General features: G+C 70.7%; 21 protein-coding genes and 1 pseudogene. 15 read left to right on the forward strand and 7 right to left on the reverse strand.

Going from position 1 to position 17,625, the window contains the following annotated elements:
• Nucleotides 1-34: 34 nt before the first annotated feature.
• Complete coding sequence (locus R0145_RS08525) at nucleotides 35-460, reverse strand: OsmC family peroxiredoxin (RefSeq protein ID WP_317839950.1); 426 nt, start codon at nucleotides 458-460, stop codon at nucleotides 35-37.
• A gap of 198 nt (nucleotides 461-658) precedes the next feature.
• Here R0145_RS08525 and R0145_RS08530 point away from each other — a divergent pair, with 198 nt between their 5' ends.
• Genes R0145_RS08530 through R0145_RS08540 form a run of 3 tightly spaced genes read left to right on the forward strand, consistent with a single transcriptional unit; the run spans nucleotide 659 to nucleotide 2,543 of the window.
• Nucleotides 659-1,033 (forward strand): GntR family transcriptional regulator, encoded by a 375-nt coding sequence (locus R0145_RS08530; RefSeq protein ID WP_317839951.1) that lies wholly within the window; start codon nucleotides 659-661, stop codon nucleotides 1,031-1,033.
• Nucleotides 1,030-1,872, forward strand: a complete 843-nt coding sequence (locus R0145_RS08535; protein WP_317839952.1) for an ABC transporter ATP-binding protein — start codon at nucleotides 1,030-1,032, stop codon at nucleotides 1,870-1,872. The genes R0145_RS08530 and R0145_RS08535 overlap by 4 nt, the downstream gene beginning before the upstream one ends.
• Before the next feature lie 2 nt (nucleotides 1,873-1,874).
• Nucleotides 1,875-2,543: an ABC-2 transporter permease gene (locus R0145_RS08540; protein WP_317839953.1), complete on the forward strand. Its 669-nt coding sequence runs from the start codon at nucleotides 1,875-1,877 to the stop codon at nucleotides 2,541-2,543.
• 26 nt (nucleotides 2,544-2,569) lie between these two features.
• On the opposite strand, the gene R0145_RS08545 is transcribed toward R0145_RS08540, so the two are convergent.
• Nucleotides 2,570-3,568, reverse strand: coding sequence for a helix-turn-helix transcriptional regulator (locus R0145_RS08545; RefSeq protein WP_317839955.1), 999 nt, complete (start codon nucleotides 3,566-3,568; stop codon nucleotides 2,570-2,572).
• Nucleotides 3,569-3,660: 92 nt separating this feature from the next.
• On the opposite strand from R0145_RS08545, the gene R0145_RS08550 reads away from it, so the two are divergent.
• The 3 genes and pseudogenes from R0145_RS08550 to R0145_RS08560 all read left to right on the forward strand — a co-directional run bounded on the left by R0145_RS08550 (nucleotide 3,661) and on the right by R0145_RS08560 (nucleotide 5,768).
• Entirely contained in the window at nucleotides 3,661-4,026 is a 366-nt protein-coding gene (locus R0145_RS08550; RefSeq protein ID WP_317839956.1) for a VOC family protein, read from the forward strand.
• A gap of 64 nt (nucleotides 4,027-4,090) precedes the next feature.
• A pseudogene (locus R0145_RS08555) lies at nucleotides 4,091-5,250 on the forward strand (glycerate kinase).
• 53 nt (nucleotides 5,251-5,303) lie between these two features.
• Nucleotides 5,304-5,768: a YbhB/YbcL family Raf kinase inhibitor-like protein gene (locus tag R0145_RS08560; RefSeq protein ID WP_317839957.1), complete on the forward strand. Its 465-nt coding sequence runs from the start codon at nucleotides 5,304-5,306 to the stop codon at nucleotides 5,766-5,768.
• Nucleotides 5,769-5,801: 33 nt separating this feature from the next.
• On the opposite strand, the gene R0145_RS08565 is transcribed toward R0145_RS08560, so the two are convergent.
• Nucleotides 5,802-6,185 carry a VOC family protein gene (locus R0145_RS08565; RefSeq protein ID WP_317839958.1) on the reverse strand — a complete coding sequence of 128 codons (384 nt, stop codon included), beginning with the start codon at nucleotides 6,183-6,185 and terminating at the stop codon, nucleotides 5,802-5,804.
• Between the two features lie 196 nt (nucleotides 6,186-6,381).
• On the opposite strand from R0145_RS08565, the gene R0145_RS08570 reads away from it, so the two are divergent.
• Both R0145_RS08570 and R0145_RS08575 read left to right on the forward strand, forming a co-directional pair.
• Nucleotides 6,382-7,020: a TetR/AcrR family transcriptional regulator gene (locus R0145_RS08570; protein WP_317839959.1), complete on the forward strand. Its 639-nt coding sequence runs from the start codon at nucleotides 6,382-6,384 to the stop codon at nucleotides 7,018-7,020.
• Between the two features lie 102 nt (nucleotides 7,021-7,122).
• The gene (locus R0145_RS08575) at nucleotides 7,123-7,575 is read left to right on the forward strand and encodes a nucleotide disphospho-sugar-binding domain-containing protein (protein ID WP_317839960.1); all 453 of its coding nucleotides are present in this window, start codon (nucleotides 7,123-7,125) and stop codon (nucleotides 7,573-7,575) included.
• A 40-nt stretch (nucleotides 7,576-7,615) separates the two neighbouring features.
• Here R0145_RS08575 and R0145_RS08580 read toward each other — a convergent pair whose 3' ends face one another.
• Complete coding sequence (locus tag R0145_RS08580; protein ID WP_317839961.1) at nucleotides 7,616-8,461, reverse strand: NAD(P)H-binding protein; 846 nt, start codon at nucleotides 8,459-8,461, stop codon at nucleotides 7,616-7,618.
• 75 nt (nucleotides 8,462-8,536) lie between these two features.
• On the opposite strand from R0145_RS08580, the gene R0145_RS08585 reads away from it, so the two are divergent.
• Nucleotides 8,537-8,911, forward strand: coding sequence for a helix-turn-helix domain-containing protein (locus tag R0145_RS08585; protein WP_317839962.1), 375 nt, complete (start codon nucleotides 8,537-8,539; stop codon nucleotides 8,909-8,911).
• 54 nt (nucleotides 8,912-8,965) lie between these two features.
• Here R0145_RS08585 and R0145_RS08590 read toward each other — a convergent pair whose 3' ends face one another.
• Together R0145_RS08590 and R0145_RS08595 are read right to left on the reverse strand one after the other, a co-directional pair.
• On the reverse strand, nucleotides 8,966-10,111 hold the full coding sequence (locus R0145_RS08590) for a thiolase family protein (protein ID WP_317839963.1): 1,146 nt from the start codon (nucleotides 10,109-10,111) through the stop codon (nucleotides 8,966-8,968).
• The gene (locus R0145_RS08595; RefSeq protein ID WP_317839964.1) at nucleotides 10,108-11,178 is read right to left on the reverse strand and encodes an o-succinylbenzoate--CoA ligase; all 1,071 of its coding nucleotides are present in this window, start codon (nucleotides 11,176-11,178) and stop codon (nucleotides 10,108-10,110) included. Before R0145_RS08595 ends, R0145_RS08590 begins: the two co-directional genes overlap by 4 nt.
• 489 nt (nucleotides 11,179-11,667) lie before the next feature.
• On the opposite strand from R0145_RS08595, the gene R0145_RS08600 reads away from it, so the two are divergent.
• Complete coding sequence (locus R0145_RS08600) at nucleotides 11,668-12,132, forward strand: PadR family transcriptional regulator (protein ID WP_317839965.1); 465 nt, start codon at nucleotides 11,668-11,670, stop codon at nucleotides 12,130-12,132.
• Nucleotides 12,133-12,204: 72 nt separating this feature from the next.
• Here the strand turns inward: R0145_RS08600 and R0145_RS08605 are convergent, their stop codons facing one another.
• The gene (locus R0145_RS08605) at nucleotides 12,205-12,495 is read right to left on the reverse strand and encodes a LysE family transporter (protein ID WP_317839966.1); all 291 of its coding nucleotides are present in this window, start codon (nucleotides 12,493-12,495) and stop codon (nucleotides 12,205-12,207) included.
• 12 nt (nucleotides 12,496-12,507) lie between these two features.
• On the opposite strand from R0145_RS08605, the gene R0145_RS08610 reads away from it, so the two are divergent.
• From R0145_RS08610 to R0145_RS08630, 5 genes are all read left to right on the forward strand, one after another.
• Nucleotides 12,508-12,903 carry an Lrp/AsnC family transcriptional regulator gene (locus R0145_RS08610; protein WP_317839967.1) on the forward strand — a complete coding sequence of 132 codons (396 nt, stop codon included), beginning with the start codon at nucleotides 12,508-12,510 and terminating at the stop codon, nucleotides 12,901-12,903.
• Nucleotides 12,904-13,137: 234 nt separating this feature from the next.
• On the forward strand, nucleotides 13,138-13,737 hold the full coding sequence (locus tag R0145_RS08615; RefSeq protein WP_317839969.1) for a winged helix DNA-binding protein: 600 nt from the start codon (nucleotides 13,138-13,140) through the stop codon (nucleotides 13,735-13,737).
• A 260-nt stretch (nucleotides 13,738-13,997) separates the two neighbouring features.
• Nucleotides 13,998-15,191 (forward strand): Rieske 2Fe-2S domain-containing protein, encoded by a 1,194-nt coding sequence (locus tag R0145_RS08620; protein ID WP_317839970.1) that lies wholly within the window; start codon nucleotides 13,998-14,000, stop codon nucleotides 15,189-15,191.
• 14 nt (nucleotides 15,192-15,205) lie between these two features.
• Complete coding sequence (locus R0145_RS08625; protein ID WP_317839971.1) at nucleotides 15,206-16,264, forward strand: 2Fe-2S iron-sulfur cluster binding domain-containing protein; 1,059 nt, start codon at nucleotides 15,206-15,208, stop codon at nucleotides 16,262-16,264.
• A gap of 10 nt (nucleotides 16,265-16,274) precedes the next feature.
• Nucleotides 16,275-17,624: a hypothetical protein gene (locus R0145_RS08630; protein ID WP_317839972.1), complete on the forward strand. Its 1,350-nt coding sequence runs from the start codon at nucleotides 16,275-16,277 to the stop codon at nucleotides 17,622-17,624.
• The last annotated feature ends 1 nt before the right edge of the window (nucleotide 17,625 follow it).

Consider the following 17,625-nt stretch of genomic DNA (forward strand, 5'->3'; position numbering starts at 1 on the left):
ACGGACCGTCAGCGGCGCGGCGGACGGGCTCGGCTCAGACGACGCGCAACTCCTTGGGGACCGCCTTCAGTGCCTGGGAGACCGGGCAGTTCTCCTTCGCCCAGTCGGCCTTGGCGGCGAAGTCCGCGTCACTGAGACCGGGGACCACGCCGTGCACGGTGACGGTGATGCTGGTGATCCCGGTGCCCGGCACGAAGCTGACGTCGGCGCGGGTGTCGATGCTGGTGGGCGCGTGGCCGTCCTGGGCCAGCGCATTGCTGAGGGCCATGCTGTAGCAGGTCGCCAGCGCGGCGCCGAGGAGTTCCTCGGGATTCGTGGTGCCCTGTCCGGGCTCGGCCCGCCGTGCCCAGGTCACGTCGAACGTCGCCTGCCCGGAGGTCGCCAGCTCCGTACGGCCGTTGCCGTCGAAGAGGCCGCCCTCCCAGTGCGTGGTGGCGGTGCTGACACTCGGATTCGCCATCGGAACACTCCTTGATGTCAGGGCGTCTGTCGGCGTCGAAGGCGCCTCTGGACGAGCCTAGCCCGGCCGGGACGTTCTGGACAGGACCCAGGATCCGCGGGAGCCCCTTGTACCCGGGCGCGCCGCACGTGTTACTGTCTATGTTGTACATGTACAGTAGGTCTATCGCGGTGGGCCGGTCGACGAGGAGGGACGCCTGTGCGGATCGTGCTGTCGGAGACCACCGGCGTCCCGTTGTACGAACAGATCGTGGAGCAGCTGCGCCAGCAGATCATCACCGGTCGGCTCACCGCGGGCGAGCCGTTGCCGTCGTTACGCAGCCTGGCCAAGGACCTGCGGGTCAGCCTGATCACCACCACCCGGGCCTACAACGAGCTCGCCGCGGCAGGGCTGATCGTGAACGTGCCCGGGAAGGGGTCGTACGTGGCGACGGTCGACCCGGTGGCCGCCCGTCGCCAGGTGGTCGAGGCGGCCCGTGCCGATCTCGCCCGAGCGGTGGCGACCGCGCGCGGCTCGGGTCTGGTCGCCCTGCCGGAGTTGGTGCAGATCCTGGAGGAGGAGTGGAACCGATGAACGCATCGGACGTCGTGATCGACATCAAGGGGCTGCGGAAACGGCGGGGAGAGTTCGTCCTGGGCCCGCTCGACCTGGCAATCCGCCGTGGCTACGTCACTGCCCTGGTGGGGGTCAACGGGGCAGGGAAGACCACCCTGCTGCGGAGCCTGCTGGGCCTCGTCCACCCCGATGCGGGGACGGTGCGGCTCCCCGATCCCGGGCGGATCGGGGTGGCGTTCGACCACCCCTTCCTGGTGCCGGACTGGACCGTACGCCAGGCCGCCGCTGCCGTCCGGGGGTTCCGCGAGCGCTGGGACGAGGCCTACCTGGCCGCCCTGTGGCACCGCTTCCGGCTGCGCCCCGAGGAGAAGGTCAAGGACCTGTCCCGCGGCGAGAGCGGAAAACTGATGGTGGCCCTCGCCCTGGCCCACCACCCCGACCTGCTGATCCTCGACGAGCCGACCAGCGGGCTGGATCCAGCGGCCCGCGCCGACCTGATCGACGTGTTGCGCGAGCATCTGATCGAGGAGGGGCGCAGCCTGCTCTTCTCCACCCACATCACCGCCGACCTCGAAGGGTTCGCCGACGACCTGGTGCTGATCGACGCCGGCCGGGTGACGTACGCCGGGCCGGCCGAGGAACTCACCGAGACGTACGCCGTCATCCGCGGTGGCGCCGACGAACTCACTGCCGAGACGGCGGCGCTGGTGCACGGGCTGCGGCGCAGTCCCCAGGGCTTCACCGGCCTGGTCCGACTCGCCGACTCAGCCGCCTTCGACCACCGCGTCGTGCTGGAACAACCCACCCTCGACCAGGTCGTCGTCGGCCTCGGTCGCCATGACCCCCGGGAGAGCTGACGATGTCCACCGCCCTGCGTTTCGTCGGCCTCGACCTGCGGGCCCTCCGGCCGTACGCCAGGGGACTCGCCCTGACCCTGGTGATCATGACCGTCTTCACCGTGCTCCCGTCGCGCAACCCTTACGCCGTGCTTCCACCGCTGATGCTCGGTGCGGTCATCGTGGGACCCCAGTACCTCTTCGCCGCCGACGAACGCTCCGACCTGGACACGCTCTACACGGTGCTCGGTGTCCCCCGTCGCGCCGTCGTGGCGGGCCGCTATCTCACCGTTGCCCTCCTCGAAGCCGTCTTGACCCTGCTCGGCCTCGCCACCACGGCGATCGCGGCCGCCGCACTGCGCGTTCCGCTGGAGCTGTCGATCGTCGCCGGGATGACGATGATCGCGGTCGCCGTCCTCTGCCTGGTCTTCGCCTGTCAGCTGCCGCTCTTCTTCGCGGTCGGCTACACCGCGGCACGACCGTACGTGTTCGTGGTGCCGATCGTCGCCTTCGTCGGCGGCTTCCTCGTCCTCGGGGCGGGGCTGGTCCCCGACGCCGGGCCCCTGCTGCTGAGTGCGCTGCAGCACTTGGGTACCGTGCCGGCCGGCGTGCTGACGATCGCCGTCAGCGCCGGGCTACTGGTCGCCTCCGCCGAGCTGTCCCAGCGGTTGTACGCCCGCCGGGATCTCTGACGCCGGATCGCGGACCGACGGGCCGATCAGCTCCTCCCGGCCCCGCCACCATCGGTGGACGGACCGGTCGGCGACACCGGACGATGGCGCTCGACGAGATCGGCGGCCAGCTCGTGGACCAGCGCCCGCGCCGCGGGCGGTGCGACCACCTCGAGATGGTCGCCGAACTGCAGGAGCTGTCGCACCGACTCCAGCTCCCGATAGCCGATGCGGACGGTGTGCCAGCCGGCCGCGGCCGGACCGACGTCCAGGATCCGGCTGCCGAGCACCCGCCGGGCGAGGTCGAGGCGGGTCTCCCGCAGCCGGGCGGTGACCACCACCGACCCAGGGCGCTCCGTACGCCGGCGCAGCTCGGCCCACACCGACCGCAGGTCGCAGCCCGGTCGGGTCCTGACGGGCTCCGGCAGGACCTCGTACCCCTCGAGGCGGTCCAGGGCGAACAGCCTGGGTTCCCCCGCCTGGTCGGCGACGAGGTACCACCGACCCGCTTTGGTGGCCAGACCGTACGGATCCACCACCCTGGCGACCGCACGCTGCGCGCCACTGCGGCGATAACGCAGCCGGAGCCGGGGGCGGGTCCGCAACGCGAGGGTCAGCTCCGCGACCGGGGGCGCGTGCCCCTCCGGCGCGAGCCACCCCGCATTGTCCACCACGATCAGGTCGGCAAGGCCCGAGCCGGGGTGAGCTCCGCCTGACCGGCGGGCGGCGATCTTGCGGGTGGCCGTCTCGTGGGCGGCGGCCAGCTCGAGTTGCTCGCGTTGGGTGGCGTCCAGTCCCGCGGTGAGCACCGCCTCCATCTCCGCGGGGTCGAGATGTGAGACGTTGAGGCGGGCCCCCGGCAGCAGCACAATCCCCCCACGGCGTCCGCGTTCGGCGTAGACGGGCACCCCCGCCGCGGACAGCGCCTCCACATCACGCAGGATCGTCCGGCGGGACACCTCGAGCCGGTCGGCCAACTCGACCGTCGTCATCCGCTGCCGCGCCTGCAGGAGCAGCAACAGCGAGAGCAGCCGGGCAGACTTCATGGTCACATCATCCGGGAAAACATGACAGGTTCTGACGCGATTCGCCGATTTCCTTGGTGGCGTATCCATCGATCACCAGCAGGAGGCAACTGATGTCAGCACCCAATCTCTTCCTCGTCTACGTCCGGGACGCCGCAGTGGCGACCCGCTTCTACAGCGATCTCTTCGAGATCCAGCCGGTCTTCACCAGCCCGCGGTACGTCGCCTTCGAGGCCGCGCCCGGAGTCCTCTTCGCGCTGTGGACCGGCCGCAGCGAACACGCCACGCCCTCGACGCCGCGCACCTCCGAGGTCGGCCTGATGATCCCGGGATCCGCGGCGGCGATCGACGCGCTGCACGTCCGGTGGGCGGCGAAGGGCGTCGCCGTCGTCGAGGAACCCCACGACGAGGTGTTCGGTCGTACGTTCGTCGTCGCCGACCCGGACGGCAACCTGATCCGCGTCTCGCCCGTCGACTGAGTCCTGACGGTGAAGCTCGGCGAGGTCTGCCCGGCCGAGGAGTAAAAGCCCGAGGATGGTCACCATGAGGATCATCTGCGCCCCCGACTCGTTCAAGGAGTCCATGTCGGCGGCCGAGGCTGCCGCGGCGATGGCCCGCGGCGTACGGCGGGTCCTGCCGGAGGCGGAGATCGTCCAGGTGCCGTTGTCCGACGGCGGCGAAGGATTCCTGGAGTCGCTGGCGGTGGCGCTGGATGCCCGACGGATCCAGGTCGAGGTGCCGGACGCCCTCGGTCGGCCCGTCAGAGCGGAGTTCGCCTTCACCGACGACGGCCTGGCCGTGATCGAGATGGCCCGAGCCGCCGGGCTGGAGCAGATCGCGCCCCCGGAGCGGGATATCTGGCAGTCGTCGACCGCGGGCGTCGGGTGCCTGGTCGCGGCCGCCCTCGACACCGGGGCCACCCGCCTCGTCATCGGCCTCGGTGGCTCCGCCACCAACGACGGCGGCGCCGGACTGCTCGATGCCCTCGGCGTCCGTTACCTGGACGCCGAGGACCGGCGCCTCTCCCCCACGCCGGCCGGGCTCGCCCCGTCGCGACGGTCGATGCCTCCGGGCTGGATCCGCGCCTCGGCACCGTCGAGGTGGACGTGGCCTGCGATGTCGCCAACCCGCTGTGCGGGCCGGACGGTGCCTCGGCCGTCTTCGGTCCGCAAAAGGGTGCCACCGCCGAGGATGTGCCGGTCCTGGATGCCCTGCTCGCGCGACTGTCGCGACTGGACGGTGGCACGGACGTGGCGGGGCGACCAGGCGCCGGGGCGGCGGGCGGGCTCGGCTATGCGCTGCTGCACCGTCTGCACGCCCGGATGCGCCCCGGCATCGAGCTGGTGACCGAGACAGTGGGGCTCGCCGATGCGGTGCGCGGGGCCGGCCTGGTGCTGACCGGCGAGGGATCCGTCGACGCCCAGAGCCTTGCCGGCAAGGCCCCGGCCGGGGTGGCCGCGATCGCCCGCGCGGCGGGCGTGGACACCGTCATCCTCGCGGGCCGGGTGGCCCCGGACGCCGACCTGCTGCTGGAACACGGCGTACTCGCCCTGGTCCCGATCCTGCCGCGGGTGATGGACCTCACCGAGGCCCTCGCGACCGGGCAGGACAACCTGGAACGGGCCGCGGCGATGGTCGTCCGGCTGGTCTTTCGGCGCAGCCCGGGGTCGCCGCCCGGCCGCGCCGGGCGGCCTCTCACCTGACGCCGTCGGCAGGTGGTCGGATACTGGGGTGGTGTGTCCGATGAGGAGGAGCCATGAAGGTCCCACAGCCACGACTGACCCGTACGATGACGGTCTCCAGCCCGGCGTTCACCGACGGCGGCCCGATCCCGGCGCGGTTCACCTGCCAGGGTGAGGGACTCTCCCCCGCGCTGACCTGGGCCGGAGCACCCGCTGCCGCGGTGGAACTCGCCCTGGTGGTGAGCGACCCGGACGCGCCGCACGGCACGTTCCTGCACTGGTTGGTGACCGGGATCGCGCCCCGGGACGGCAGACTCCCGGAGGGCGCCGCCCCGACGGGCAGCCGGGAACTCCCCAACAGCGCACGCACTCCGGGATGGTTCGCGCCGTGCCCGCCGAGCGGGACCCACCGCTACATCTTCGCGGTGCACGCGGTGGACCGCCGTCTCCGCGGCGAGTCGAGCCAGCACGTGCTCGACGAGATCGCCGACCACACCATCGCCTGGGGCAGCCTCACCGGACTCGTCCGGGCCCGCTGACCCAGGCCTTCTCCTTCCTCCTCGCCAGGTGCCTCACATCCCGGTCTCGAGGTTGATGATGTTGCCGTCCGGGTCGCTGAACCAGACGGACCGGAAATCGTCACCGTACGAGGCGACACCATCGGTCCAGGTGCCCTCCGGCAGGTCGAACGTCTGGAACGTCACACCTTTGGTGCGCAGCGCCGCGACCTCGGTGTCGAACGCGTCCTTGTCCAGCGGGAACGACACGGCGGTCGCCTTGTTGGTGCCGGCGAACGACGACGGGTAGACCAGCACCTGGGTCGATCCCGTCGTGTAGTTGATCCCCTGGTCGCCCTCGGAGGCGATCAGGAGGCCGAGGACCCCCTCGTAGAAGCCTCGGGCGCGGGCCAGGTCACTGACGGCCAGCGTGGGAACGGGGGTGATGGTGCCGAGCATGGAGTCCTCCTCCTGCGGAGTCGGGCGACCGTCGCCCGATCGGCCCTTCCAGGGTAAGACGGACCTTCACTGTGAGGAAGATCACATCAGACCAGTGGTGATGCCGTTGTTCGTGGTCCCGCCGCGCCCGTCGGGCCAGAATTTCACGGTGGTATCTATTGACTCCAATACTTTATTGGTGTGAACTAGTGCTGACATGAAAGAGACTCGGAAGTACACCATGGGCGCCCGGGCGCAGGCGGTCGAGGCCACTCGCCGCCGGATTCTCGATGCCGTGGTCGCCCTGGTGGCCGTACGGCCCATCGCCCAGACCACTCTCGACTCCGTCGCCGAACGGGCCGGGGTCAGTGTGCAGACGGTGCTGCGCCAGTTCGGCAGTCGCGACCGCCTGTTCGCCGAAGCACTGGAGACCGGTCTCGCGCAGACCGAGGACGAGCGGCGTACGCCACCGGGCGACGTGGCCGCTGCGGTCCGGGTGGTGATGGATCACTACGAGCACCGGGGGCGTTCCTCGCTGCTGATGCTCGCCCAGGAGGACCACGACGCCATCGCCCGGACCGTCAACGATCGGGACAAGGCGCTGCACCGTGCCTGGGTGCGCGACGCGTTCGCCCCCGCCACCGACGACGCCGCGGTCCTTGACCTGCTGGTCGTGGCCACCGACGTCTACACCTGGAAACTGCTGCGACTCGATCGCGGCCACTCCCGGGCCGTCACCGAGCGGCGGCTGCGCGACCTCGTGGACGCGGTGTTGGCCGCCCACCCGCACCCCGGACCGGCCGAGACGCCGACCCACCCTCAGTCCGAGCTCGTGGAGGAGCGCCGAGATGTCTGAGATCCTCGTCATCACCTGGGACGGTGGCGGCAACGTGCCGCCCGCCACTGCACTCGCCGGGGAGCTGACCCGGCGCGGGCACCTACCTGAACGGCCCGGGTGGTGGTCACCACCGGACCGCAGGTCGATCCCGAGGTGTTGCGGACGGCACCGAACCACGAGGTGCACCGGTTCGTCCCGCACGAGCAGCTGCTGCCGGGAGCGTCGCTGGTCGTCGGGCACGGCGGGCACGGCACGACGATGAAGGCGCTGGCCCATGACCTGCCGCTTGTGCTCCTGCCGCTGCACCCGCTGGTCGACCAACCGATGGTCGCCGCCTCGGTGCAGCGGGCGGGTGCCGGGCGCGTCGTCTCCCCCCGGACGGGCACCGAGCAGCTCAGGACGGTGATCGTCGAACTGCTGGCCGACGGCCCGCACCGCCGGTCAGCAGCCCGGCTCGGCGCCGCGATCCGTACGATGCCCGGCGCGGTCAACGGGGCCGATGTGATCGAGACGCTCCTGGCCGGCGAGCGATGGCCGGCGACCGCCCGGACGGGCGCGGCCACTCGCCGGTGAGCACCGCGACAGCGCCCGCCGGCTCGACCGGCCTGTCGGGTCAGCCCCGGAAGCGCAGCGTGTCGATGATCGGTGCGGTGGGATGCCCGATCAGCCCGGACAGCTCCCCGGTGGTATCGCCCAGTTCACCGGCGGCGATCGCCCGGTCCACCCCCACGGCGAAGCCGATGAGGCCCGCGTCGAGACCCGCCGCGGTGAGGGCGGCCGTCTTCTCCTCCGGCGTCACGTACGTCGCGGTGACCTCGCGGTCGAGCACAGTGGCCAGATCGGCGGCCAGGTCGTCGAAGCTCCAGGCGACGTCACCGGTCAGGGTGTACGTACGCCCGGTCTCGGTGCCGGCCAGCACGACCGCGGCGGCCTCGGCGAGATCGCTGCGCGAGGCACTGGCCACCCGACCCTCTCCGGACGCCGTCAGCACCTGGTTGCTCCGTGCCGCCGCGTCGCGGTCGGCGAGGTAGTTCTCGTGGTACCACCCGTTGCGGAGGATGACGTACGGCAGCCCGGATCCCACCAGGTACTCCTCGGTGGCCTTGTGTTCGGGTGCCACCGGGTTGATCGACGCGTCGGCATGGGGAGCGCTGGTATAGACCAGTCGTCCGACGCCGGCGGCCAGGGCGGCATCCACGACCGCCGCGTGCTGGGCGATCCGGTGGCCGAAGTCCGTGCCGGAGACCAGCAGCAGCGAGTCGACCCCGGCGAGGGCCGAGGCGTCCGGCCGGGAGTAGTCGAAGGTCCGCACCTGGACACCCCGATCGGCCAGTCCGGAGGCCTTGGCGGGATCACGGACGAGGGCGACCAGCTGGTCGGCCGGCGTCCCGCGGGCGATCAGGTGGTCGATGACGAGGCCGCCGAGATGACCGGTGGCACCGGTGACAGCGAGAGACATGAGCTTTCCTTTCGATCAGTACTTACAAACAGTAAGCACTATACTCGGGTCAGTAGTCACCCCCGGAGGCCCGGCATGCAGCGCCCTTTCGATGTCTTCGACCACGCCTGTCCGTCGCGGTCGCTCGTCGACGATGTGGTCGACCGATGGTCGGCGCTCGTCCTGGTCGCTCTCCTCGACAGCCCGCACCGGTTCTCCGAGACCGCCCGACTGGTCGGCGGGATCAGCGATCGAATGTTGTCGCGTACGTTGGCAACGCTGACGGCCGACGGTCTGGTCGCCAGGACCGAACGCTCCGGTCAGCGGGTCGACTACCGGCTCACCGACACCGGGCGCCCGGTCGCCCTGGCGCTGCGGGGCGTGGTCCAGGCCCTCTACGACGTGATGCCTGCGGTGCTGCGTGCCCGTGAGGCCGGAGTGGGTGCCGGGACCGGTGGTGCCGCCTCCTGATCCGGGAGCGGAAGCCGGTCCGCGCGGTGCGGAAGAGGATCCTGGCGGCCAGTATCAGACGGCTTCCACCAGCATCGCGCTCCCCTGCCCTCCGCCGATCGCGATAGCGGCCAGGCCCAGCCGGGCTCCGGTGATGTTGTCCCGGACCAGTTGGGTGAACAGTCGGGTCAGCTGGACGGCGCCGGTAGCCGCCCAGGGATGTCCCAGCGCGATCGCCCCGCCCTGCGGGCAGTTGCGCCGTTCGTCGAGTCCCAGCGCGTCGAGGCAGGCGAGCACCTGCCCGGCGAAAGCTTCGTTGAACTCCAGCACGTCCACCTCGTCCGGTCCGACACCCGTACGCTCCGCCAGCCGCAGGACCGCGGGCACGATGCCCCAGCCCGGACGATCCGGCGCACACCCGACGCTGACCACGTCCAGCACCCGCAGACCGTGCAGACCTCGCTCGGCGGCGGTCCTGCCGTCACAGATCAGCACGGCTGCCGCTCCGTCGTTGATCCCGCAACTGTTGGCCGCCGTCGCCGTCCCGTCCGGGGTGAAGGCAGGCCGGAAGTGGGCCAGCCGCTGCGGGGTGAACCCCGCCCGGGGGCGTTCGTCGTGGTCCAGGCCGGCCACCGACAGCATCTCGTCGGCGAATGTCCCCGCGGCGGCCACGGTCACCGCCCGCTGGTGGGAACGCGCCGCGTACGCGTCCTGGCGCTCCCGACCGATGCCCCGCTCGGCCGACAGCAGGTCCGCCGCCACCCCCATCTCGGGATCGCCGTGGGCGGCGTCGGTGAACGGCGCCCGGTAGTACTGCTGCGGCTCGTCCTCCGGACCGGTCGCCGGCCAGAAGGTGAGCGGCTGGGTGCTCGCCGACTGGGTGCCGCCGGCGAGCTGGAAGCCCCGTCGGGGTCCGCCGAGCAGGGCGGCGCTGTACTCGATCGCCGCCATCCCGGAGCCGCACTGGCGATCGATGGTGACCGCGGGAGTCGCCACGTCGAGTCCGGCCTGCAGGGCCGCGACCCGGGCCGGATTGCCGCCCGGCCCGCGGATGTTGCCGATCACCACCTCGTCGATCGACGCCTCGCAGCGGCCCGCAAGGGCGGCCAACACCGGAGCCAGCAGGCCCGCTGCGTCCACCTCGCGCAGGGCGCCCCCGACGGTGCCGATCGGTGTCCGCAACGCGTCGACGATCACCGGGTGGTCCTCCGGTCCCCTCATCTCGGCTGTTCCCCTTCCCACCGGGTCTCTTCCCGGTCGACGCGCTGCCCGGTCCCGGCCGTGACACCCCCCAGATGCCGCGGCCGGTCCGTGGTACTGATCTCCGCGACCAGCCGGGGCCGGTCGATCTTGCCCGCCGGCGTGAGCGGCAGCTCGTCGCGGACCAGCCACCGTCGCGGCCGACGTGCACCGGTCAGCTGCGTACGCCCCCATCGCCGCACCGCGTCCCGGTCCGCGGAGCCGGTTACACAGCAGATCAGCTCTCCGAGACGTTCGTGCGGCACCGCCACGACGACCACCCCTCCCCGGGCCTGCGCCTGGAGCGCCGCCTCGATCGGGGCCAGTTCCACCGTCGCCCCCGCCGTGGTGGCGGCCCCTGGCCGTCCGAGCACTTCGATCCGATCGCCGTCGAGCCGGACCAGATCGTGCACCGTGGCGAAGCCGCGGCCGTCGGCCATCCCGCGGGCCAGCCACGGCGAGCGGACCCAGAGCTCCCCGTCGCGGACTTCCGCGGTTACCGCCTCGAAGAGCCGCAGGTCGGCGGCGTCGTGGCCCCAGGCGACCAAGGACAACTCCGCGGCACCGTAGTAGTGGTCGACCCGCACCCCGGCCGCCTCGGCCCGTCGTCTCAGTGCGGGCGACAGGCCGTCGCCGGCGACGAGAGCCCGCAGCCCGGCCGTTGGCGGCCCGTCGAGCACCGACGCCAGCTGGGCGGGAGTCAGCTGCGCATGGGTGCAGCCGGCCCGCTCCGTGCTCCAGTCGGCGCCCACCGCCGAGGCCAGGCAGGCGGCGAAGAGATTCATCGTGGCGGCCAGCGGGCCGGGGATCCAGAACCGGTCGGCGGGTCCGAGGTCGAGGCGTCGGGCACAGGCAGGGAAGCTGTCCACCCACGAGCCAGTGCTGCGGATGATCGTCCGCGGGGTGCCGGAGCTGGTGCCCGAGGTCGACAGGGCGACGTCGGACCCGGAGCGGTGGGCTCGCCAGAACGCCGCCACCGGATCGGGGTCCTCGAGCACCGCGACGGCCTCCGCGTCGGCGGGCCCGTACGCCCTGTCCGTCGTCATCATCGCGCCTCCCGACTCGCGGGGCTCATGCCCCGACCCGTTGAACAGTGTTCAGTGAGGCACTGTACGACGCCCCGGGACAGCGGAGCAAGGGGTGCCGGTGACGATGCCGGACCCCCGCAGCACGTTGACCTCTTGAAAGAAGACAGATCACGATATATCGTGATAGAGCACCACGAGATGCAGAAAGACATCACGACAAAGGAGAAAGAGATGTCACCCGCAGAAAAGTACGAACGCCGTCGACAGGACGGCTTGGGTCCGCTTCTTCGCGGACCACATCCGGAGGGGAGCGGTCCGCACCACCACCCGGGGATGGGCCCCGGCCCGCGCGGCGAGCGCGGTTGGGGTGGCGGCCCTGGCCCCGGCGGATACGGCCCGGGAGGGTACGGCGGCAGGGGACGGCGAGGTGGTCCCGGCGACCTGGGCGACCCTGGGCCCGGACGGGGCCGCGGCCGTGGGAGGGCCCGGCGTGGCTCGATCCGGCTACTGGTGCTGTCCGCGCTGACCGAGCGGCCGATGCACGGCTACGAGATCATCGGCGTGCTCGAGGAACGCAGCGGTGGCCGTTGGCGCCCCAGCGCCGGGTCGGTCTACCCGACCCTGCAGAGCTTCGAGGACGAGGGCCTGGTGACCAGCGAGGAGGTCGAGGGGAAGCGCGTGTACGCGTTGACCGAGGCCGGCCGTGCCGCGGCCGCGGCCACGCCTGCCCCGCAGGTCTGGGTCGACGAGGAGGATGACAGGCTGCGCCGGGCCGCTCGCGGGCTGATGGCCGCGGTCCAGCAGGTCGGCCTGATCGGGTCCGACGCCGCCCGTACGGAGGCGTACGCGATCATCGACGAGACCCGACGCCGGCTCTACCGGCTGCTGGCCGATGACGAGCCGGGCTCCGGCACCCCCGAGGATACGACCGAGGAGGACATCGGCCCGGACGACGGCGAGGAATCCGAGGAGTGACCCTGCCGCTCCTGCGCCCACCCCGCGGAGTGGAGTCCGGCCACCGTCGATCCGGTCGGCCGGACCTCTCCGTCAGGGCAGTCGCAGTCGGAGCAGCTGCTCGGCGACCAGACCGAGGCTGATCAGGGTCATCGCGATGCCGGAGAATCGGCTGGCCGCCCGGGCGGCCGAGGGGCGAGTACGCAGGATCGCCCGCGAGCCCGAGCCGACACCGGTGTAGACCACGGCGCAGGACAGCATGTGCAGCCCGCCGAGGGCGGCGATCTGGACCGCCGCCGGCCAGCTCCCGGACGGGTCGGTGAACTGCGGCAACAGCGCCAGAAAGAGCAGCAACGCCTTGGGGTTCAGGCCGCTGATCGCCACGCCTCTGCCCAGTTGCGTGGCCCAGGAACCGGTCGGCGCGTCCGACGCGGCCTGTGGAGTGGCCGGCTGCGTACGTTGGAACGTGCCGGGATCATCACCGGATACCGGGCGCAGGTCGACCCGGCCAAGATCGGACTCGGCTTCGAGGCGCTGGTCTTCGTCACCATGGACACGACCAGCGCCGACACGGTGGCCGCCTTCGAGGAGGCGGTCAGGGCTGTGCCGCAGGTGTTGCGTGCCGAACGGCTGTTCGGCGACCCCGACTACCTGCTGCGGGTCGTTGCGGCCGACCTGCCGAGCTACCAGGAGCTCTGGGACACCCGGCTGGCCGCCCTCCCCGGGGTGCACCGGGTCGCCTCGACGATCGTGATGAAGAGTGTCGTCCAGGACCGTGGTCTCCCCCTCTGAAGGAGGGACACGGGTCTGGCGGCGTCGACGCTCCCCTGGTGGCGCCGGCTGCCGCAGACTCACTCGTGGTGGCCACAAGGGCGAGTTGCAGGGTCTCTCCGAGACACAGTGAGCTGTACCACTGTGGTAATTACCTGTAATATTCCTGGAAATAGCTCGATCCCAAGATGTCAACGCCTGAACCGCCGACCCTGCGACCCGTCGGCCGCCCGGGCGGTTTGAGAGACTGACCCCATGCCCAGTCCAGCCGACCACAACCCGACCGCTCCGGTCACCTCCGCCGAAGCGGGCTCCGCTCCCGGGACCACATCCTGGCATCTCGGCCGCACCCCGGCGGAGGCCGACCTCGCCAGCCTGGAGTTCACCCTGATGGCCGCCGGCGCGGCCTTCGAGCGATACGTGACACAGATCTCGCTGCTGATCGGGGAGCCGGAGCTGACGTACAACGAGATCGTCATCCTGCACGTGATCCGGATGTATGACCGGCCGAAGGATGCCACCACGATCGCCCGACTGGTCAATCGCGACGACCTGGCCAATGTCCAGTACACCCTGCGCAAGCTGGTGTCGGTGGGCCTGGTGAAGAAGATCCGCTCCGGCGTCACCGCCCACTACGTGACCACCCCCGCCGGCACGGAGTGGACCGAGCGCTATGCAAGCCTGCGCTTCCGGCTGCTGATCGATCTGATGACCCCGGCAGAGATCGCCGAGGAGAACCTCGCCGAGGTTGCCCGGCGGTTGACCCGGCTCACGGTGCTGTACGACTCGAGCTCGCGCAGTGCCGGCATCCTCAATCCCCACCGGCTCTTCGAGGAGCCGACCTCGGCCGACTGAGGGCCGGTCGCTCAGACCTGGCGCATCTGCCTTCAGTCAGCCCCGGAGTCGATCAGGTCTCCGGGGCTGACTGTGTGTCGACCCACGATCCCCTTTCGCGGCTGCTGGTGTGCCACCTGCATGTCGGTTGCGTTACACATCTGCATCTCTCGATGATCTATTGACTTTCGATGGAATCTATCTGAGGCTTGTGTCCACGGCGTTGAGTTCGTGCCCCACCGAGGGGCACAGGCGCCCCCTTCACCGAAGAAGGAGTTCACGTGGCTCTCACCGAATCTGCAATCGGTAACTCAGGGAAGGTCGCGCGACAGTACGCCCCGTACGTCCAGGCAGACTGGGGCTTCGCGAATCACTGGTACCCGGCCTGTTTCAGCGACGAGGTCGCCGTCCGGGGCGTCGTCGGTGTCACGATCGGCGGACATGACATCGCCATTACCAGGGAGGACGACGGGACCGTCCGCGCCATCTCCGACCGGTGCCTGCACCGGGGCGTGAAGCTGTCGGCCAAGCCGATGTGCTTCGCCAACAAGACGGTCACCTGCTGGTACCACGGCTACACCTACAACGCCGAGAGCGGCAATCTCGACACCATCGTCGGCTCCCCCGACGACAAGCTGATCAACACGGTCAGCGTCCGCACCTACCCGGCGGAGGAGGTCGCCGGCTTGATCTTCGTCTTCGTCGGTGACGACGACTACGGCACCCCGCCGCCGCTCGACACCGACCTGCCGGTGAAGGTCACCGACAACGACGACACGCCGCACTTCCGCGACGCGAAGATCGTCACCCGTGGCCTGCGCCGCAAGCTCTACGGCAACTGGCGGCTGGCCGCCGAGAACGGGCTCGATCCGAGCCACCTGCTGGTCCACTGGGACAACCAGATCGTGGTCGCCCTCGACCGGGCCATGCCGCTGGGGATGAAGGCGATGAAGGACGACGCCACCGAGCTCCTCGACGTCGAGAACGGGCCGAAGGGCGTGATGAACCGCTACGACCTGCCGGAGAACTACCAGCCGGTGTTCGAGAACCCGATCGTCGACATCAAGGCCCGCGGCACCACCATGTTCAAGCCGTTCCGGGTCAGCCTCTGGCTTCCCGGCATCCTGATGGTCGAGGACTGGCCGATCCCGGGCGTCACCCAGTACGAGTTCTACGTCCCGATCGACGACCACCACCACATGTACTTCGAGGTGATCGCCGACCACGCCAGCACCGAGGACGAGAAGAAGGAGTTCGAGTTCAAGTACAAGAACTTCTACGAGCCGCTCGGCCTGCTCAACTTCAACAACAACGACGTCTTCGCCCGCGAGGCCACCGAGGAGCACTACGAGCGCTTCGACGGCTGGAACAACGAGGTCCTCGCCGATGCGGACTTCTCGGTCGTGGCCTGGCGCAAGCAGGCGGCCAAGCACGGGCGCGGCTTCTTCCAGTCGCCCTACTTCGACGAGGACTGAGAGGACCGACTCCGATGACGATCGTGGAGGGCACGGAGATGACCGTGCCGCCGACCGAGCCGCGTCACATCGCGCTCCGGTTCACCGACGGGCAGGTGCGGGAGTTCGACGCCGATCCGGAGGAGGCCATCCTCACCGCGGCCAAGCGGGCCGGCCACACCCTGGTCAGCCAGTGCACTGTCGGCACCTGCGGGACCTGCGTCGGCACGCTGATCGACGGGGCGGCCGAGATGCCGGCCGGCCAGCTCAGTGCGCTGTCGAAGGACGAGGTGTCCGCGGGCCAACGCCTGCTCTGCCAGACCCGTGCCCTCCGCGACTCGTCGTTCGACCTGGAATATCCCTCCACGCTGCTGGAGGCCCATCCGCCGGTCGCTTTCCGGGCCAAGATCTCCCGCCTCAGCTGGGTCGCCGACACGGTGGTCGAGCTGGAGCTGAAGGTCCCCAAGACGATCAAGTTCGGCTTCGCCGCCGGGCAGTACTGCCGGATCCAGGTGCCCGGCACCGAGGAGTGGCGCAGCTACTCGATCGCGTCCGGGGAGCACGAGCGGTTCCGGCTGACCTTCCTGATCCGGATCCTGCCCTCGGGAGTGATGTCCGACTTCCTCCGGGACGGTGCCCGGACCGGACAGGTCCTGGATCTGGAGGGACCGCTGGGCGGGTTCGTCCTGGAGCCGGCACCCCGGCCCACCATCCTGATGGCCGGCGGCACCGGCCTGGCCCCGATGCTGTCGATGCTGGACCGGCTCCGGACCGTCCAGCCGACCCCGCCGATCCTGCTGCTGTTCGGCTGCAACCGGCCGGCCGAACTCTTCCACGAGGACGAGCTCGCCGCCCGGGTCTCCTTCATCCCCACCCTGGAGGTGCGTACGGTGCTGATGGACAACGAGGGCCGCGACGACCTGCCGGCCGGCACCCCACTGTCGGTGCTCCACCCCGGCGACGTGCTGCCCGACACCGTCGCCTACCTGTGCGGTCCCCCGCCGATGATCCGGGCCGCCGAGGAACGCTTCGGCGAGCTGGGGCTGCCTGCCCACGACATCCGGGCCGAGCAGTTCGTGCCGAGCGAGAACTGAGGTGGCGCCGATGCGTGTCAGCACCCGGCCGCTGCCGTTGGACCCGGAGCGGCAGGCGATGTACGACGCCCTGGTCTCCCACCTCGATCCGGACCGGATGCGGGACCTGCTCGTCCGGCTGGTCGACATCCACAGCCCGACCGGTGCCGAGCGGGCCGCGTCCGAGTTCATGGCGCACCACCTGCGCGAGGAGGTCGGCATCGAGGCGGCGTACATGCCGATCTCAGCCGGGACCGGCAACGTCCACGGCATCCTCCCGGGCAGCGGGGACGGGGCGAACCTGCTGCTCTACTGCCCGATCGACACCCACATCGAGCCGGACCTCGACGTCCCGACGATCGGCCCCGAGCCCCGGGCCGACATGCTCCCGGCCGCCCGGGTCGAGGACGGCCTGGTGGTCGGCCTGGGGGCGTCCAACCCCAAGGTGATGGTGGCCGGGCTGACCGAGGTGGTCCATGCGGTCCGCGACGCCGGCCTGGCGTTCCGCGGCGATCTCACCCTCGGTTTCGCCGGCGGTGGGATGCCGTGGCTGAACTCCCGGCGGGACCATGTCGGGATGAGCACCGGGGTCTACCAGCTGCTGATGCGGGGCCTCTATCCGGACTACTGCCTGCTGCTCAAGCCCCGCCCGGGGGTCTACCCTGAGGAGCCGGGGATGGCGTGGATCCGGGTGGACGTCCACGGCACCTTCGGGTACGCCGGGATCACCCGCGGCACCCCCGGCTTCCGCTCCTCCATCGTGCCGGCCGCCACGGTGATCGAGGAGCTCGAGGCCTGGCTGCCGCGGTACACCGCCGCCAACACGTACGGCACCGTGCTGCCGGAGGGGTGGATCGCCGCCGTCCGCGCCGGGGATCCCGACAAGCCCGCGTTCCCGTCGGCCACCACTGAGATCTTCCTCGACCTGCGGGTCAATCCCCGGACCTCGCCGGCCGACGTCCGGGCCCAGTTCGCGGAGTTCGTCGCCGGGCTGCGCCGGCGCCACCCGGAGATCGAGCTGGACTGGACCATGTACGGCAGCCTGCCGGGTGGTCTCACCGACTACGACAACTGGATCGTCCAGTCCGCCCAGCGCGGCTGGGAGCAGGTCTCCGGTGAGCCGTACACCGAGACGCCCTACCAGGCCGGGCAGACCGACGGCGCGATGATCCGTACGCTCGGCATCCCGACCGCCCGGGTCGGCTACCCCTGGCCGCCGGCCGCAGCACCCGCCGAGCTCAACGAGGGACTCGGCGGGATGGGCGTCGCCTCGGTCGAGGACGCGCTGATCGGCGTCCGGACCATCGCCTACTCCGTCGTCGACACACTCACCCGCACCCGGGCCGAGCTGGGCCTCACCGGCCACCCGAAGAGAGGATGAC

Source organism: Raineyella sp. W15-4 (assembly GCF_033170155.1).
GTDB lineage: Bacteria > Actinomycetota > Actinomycetes > Propionibacteriales > Propionibacteriaceae > Raineyella.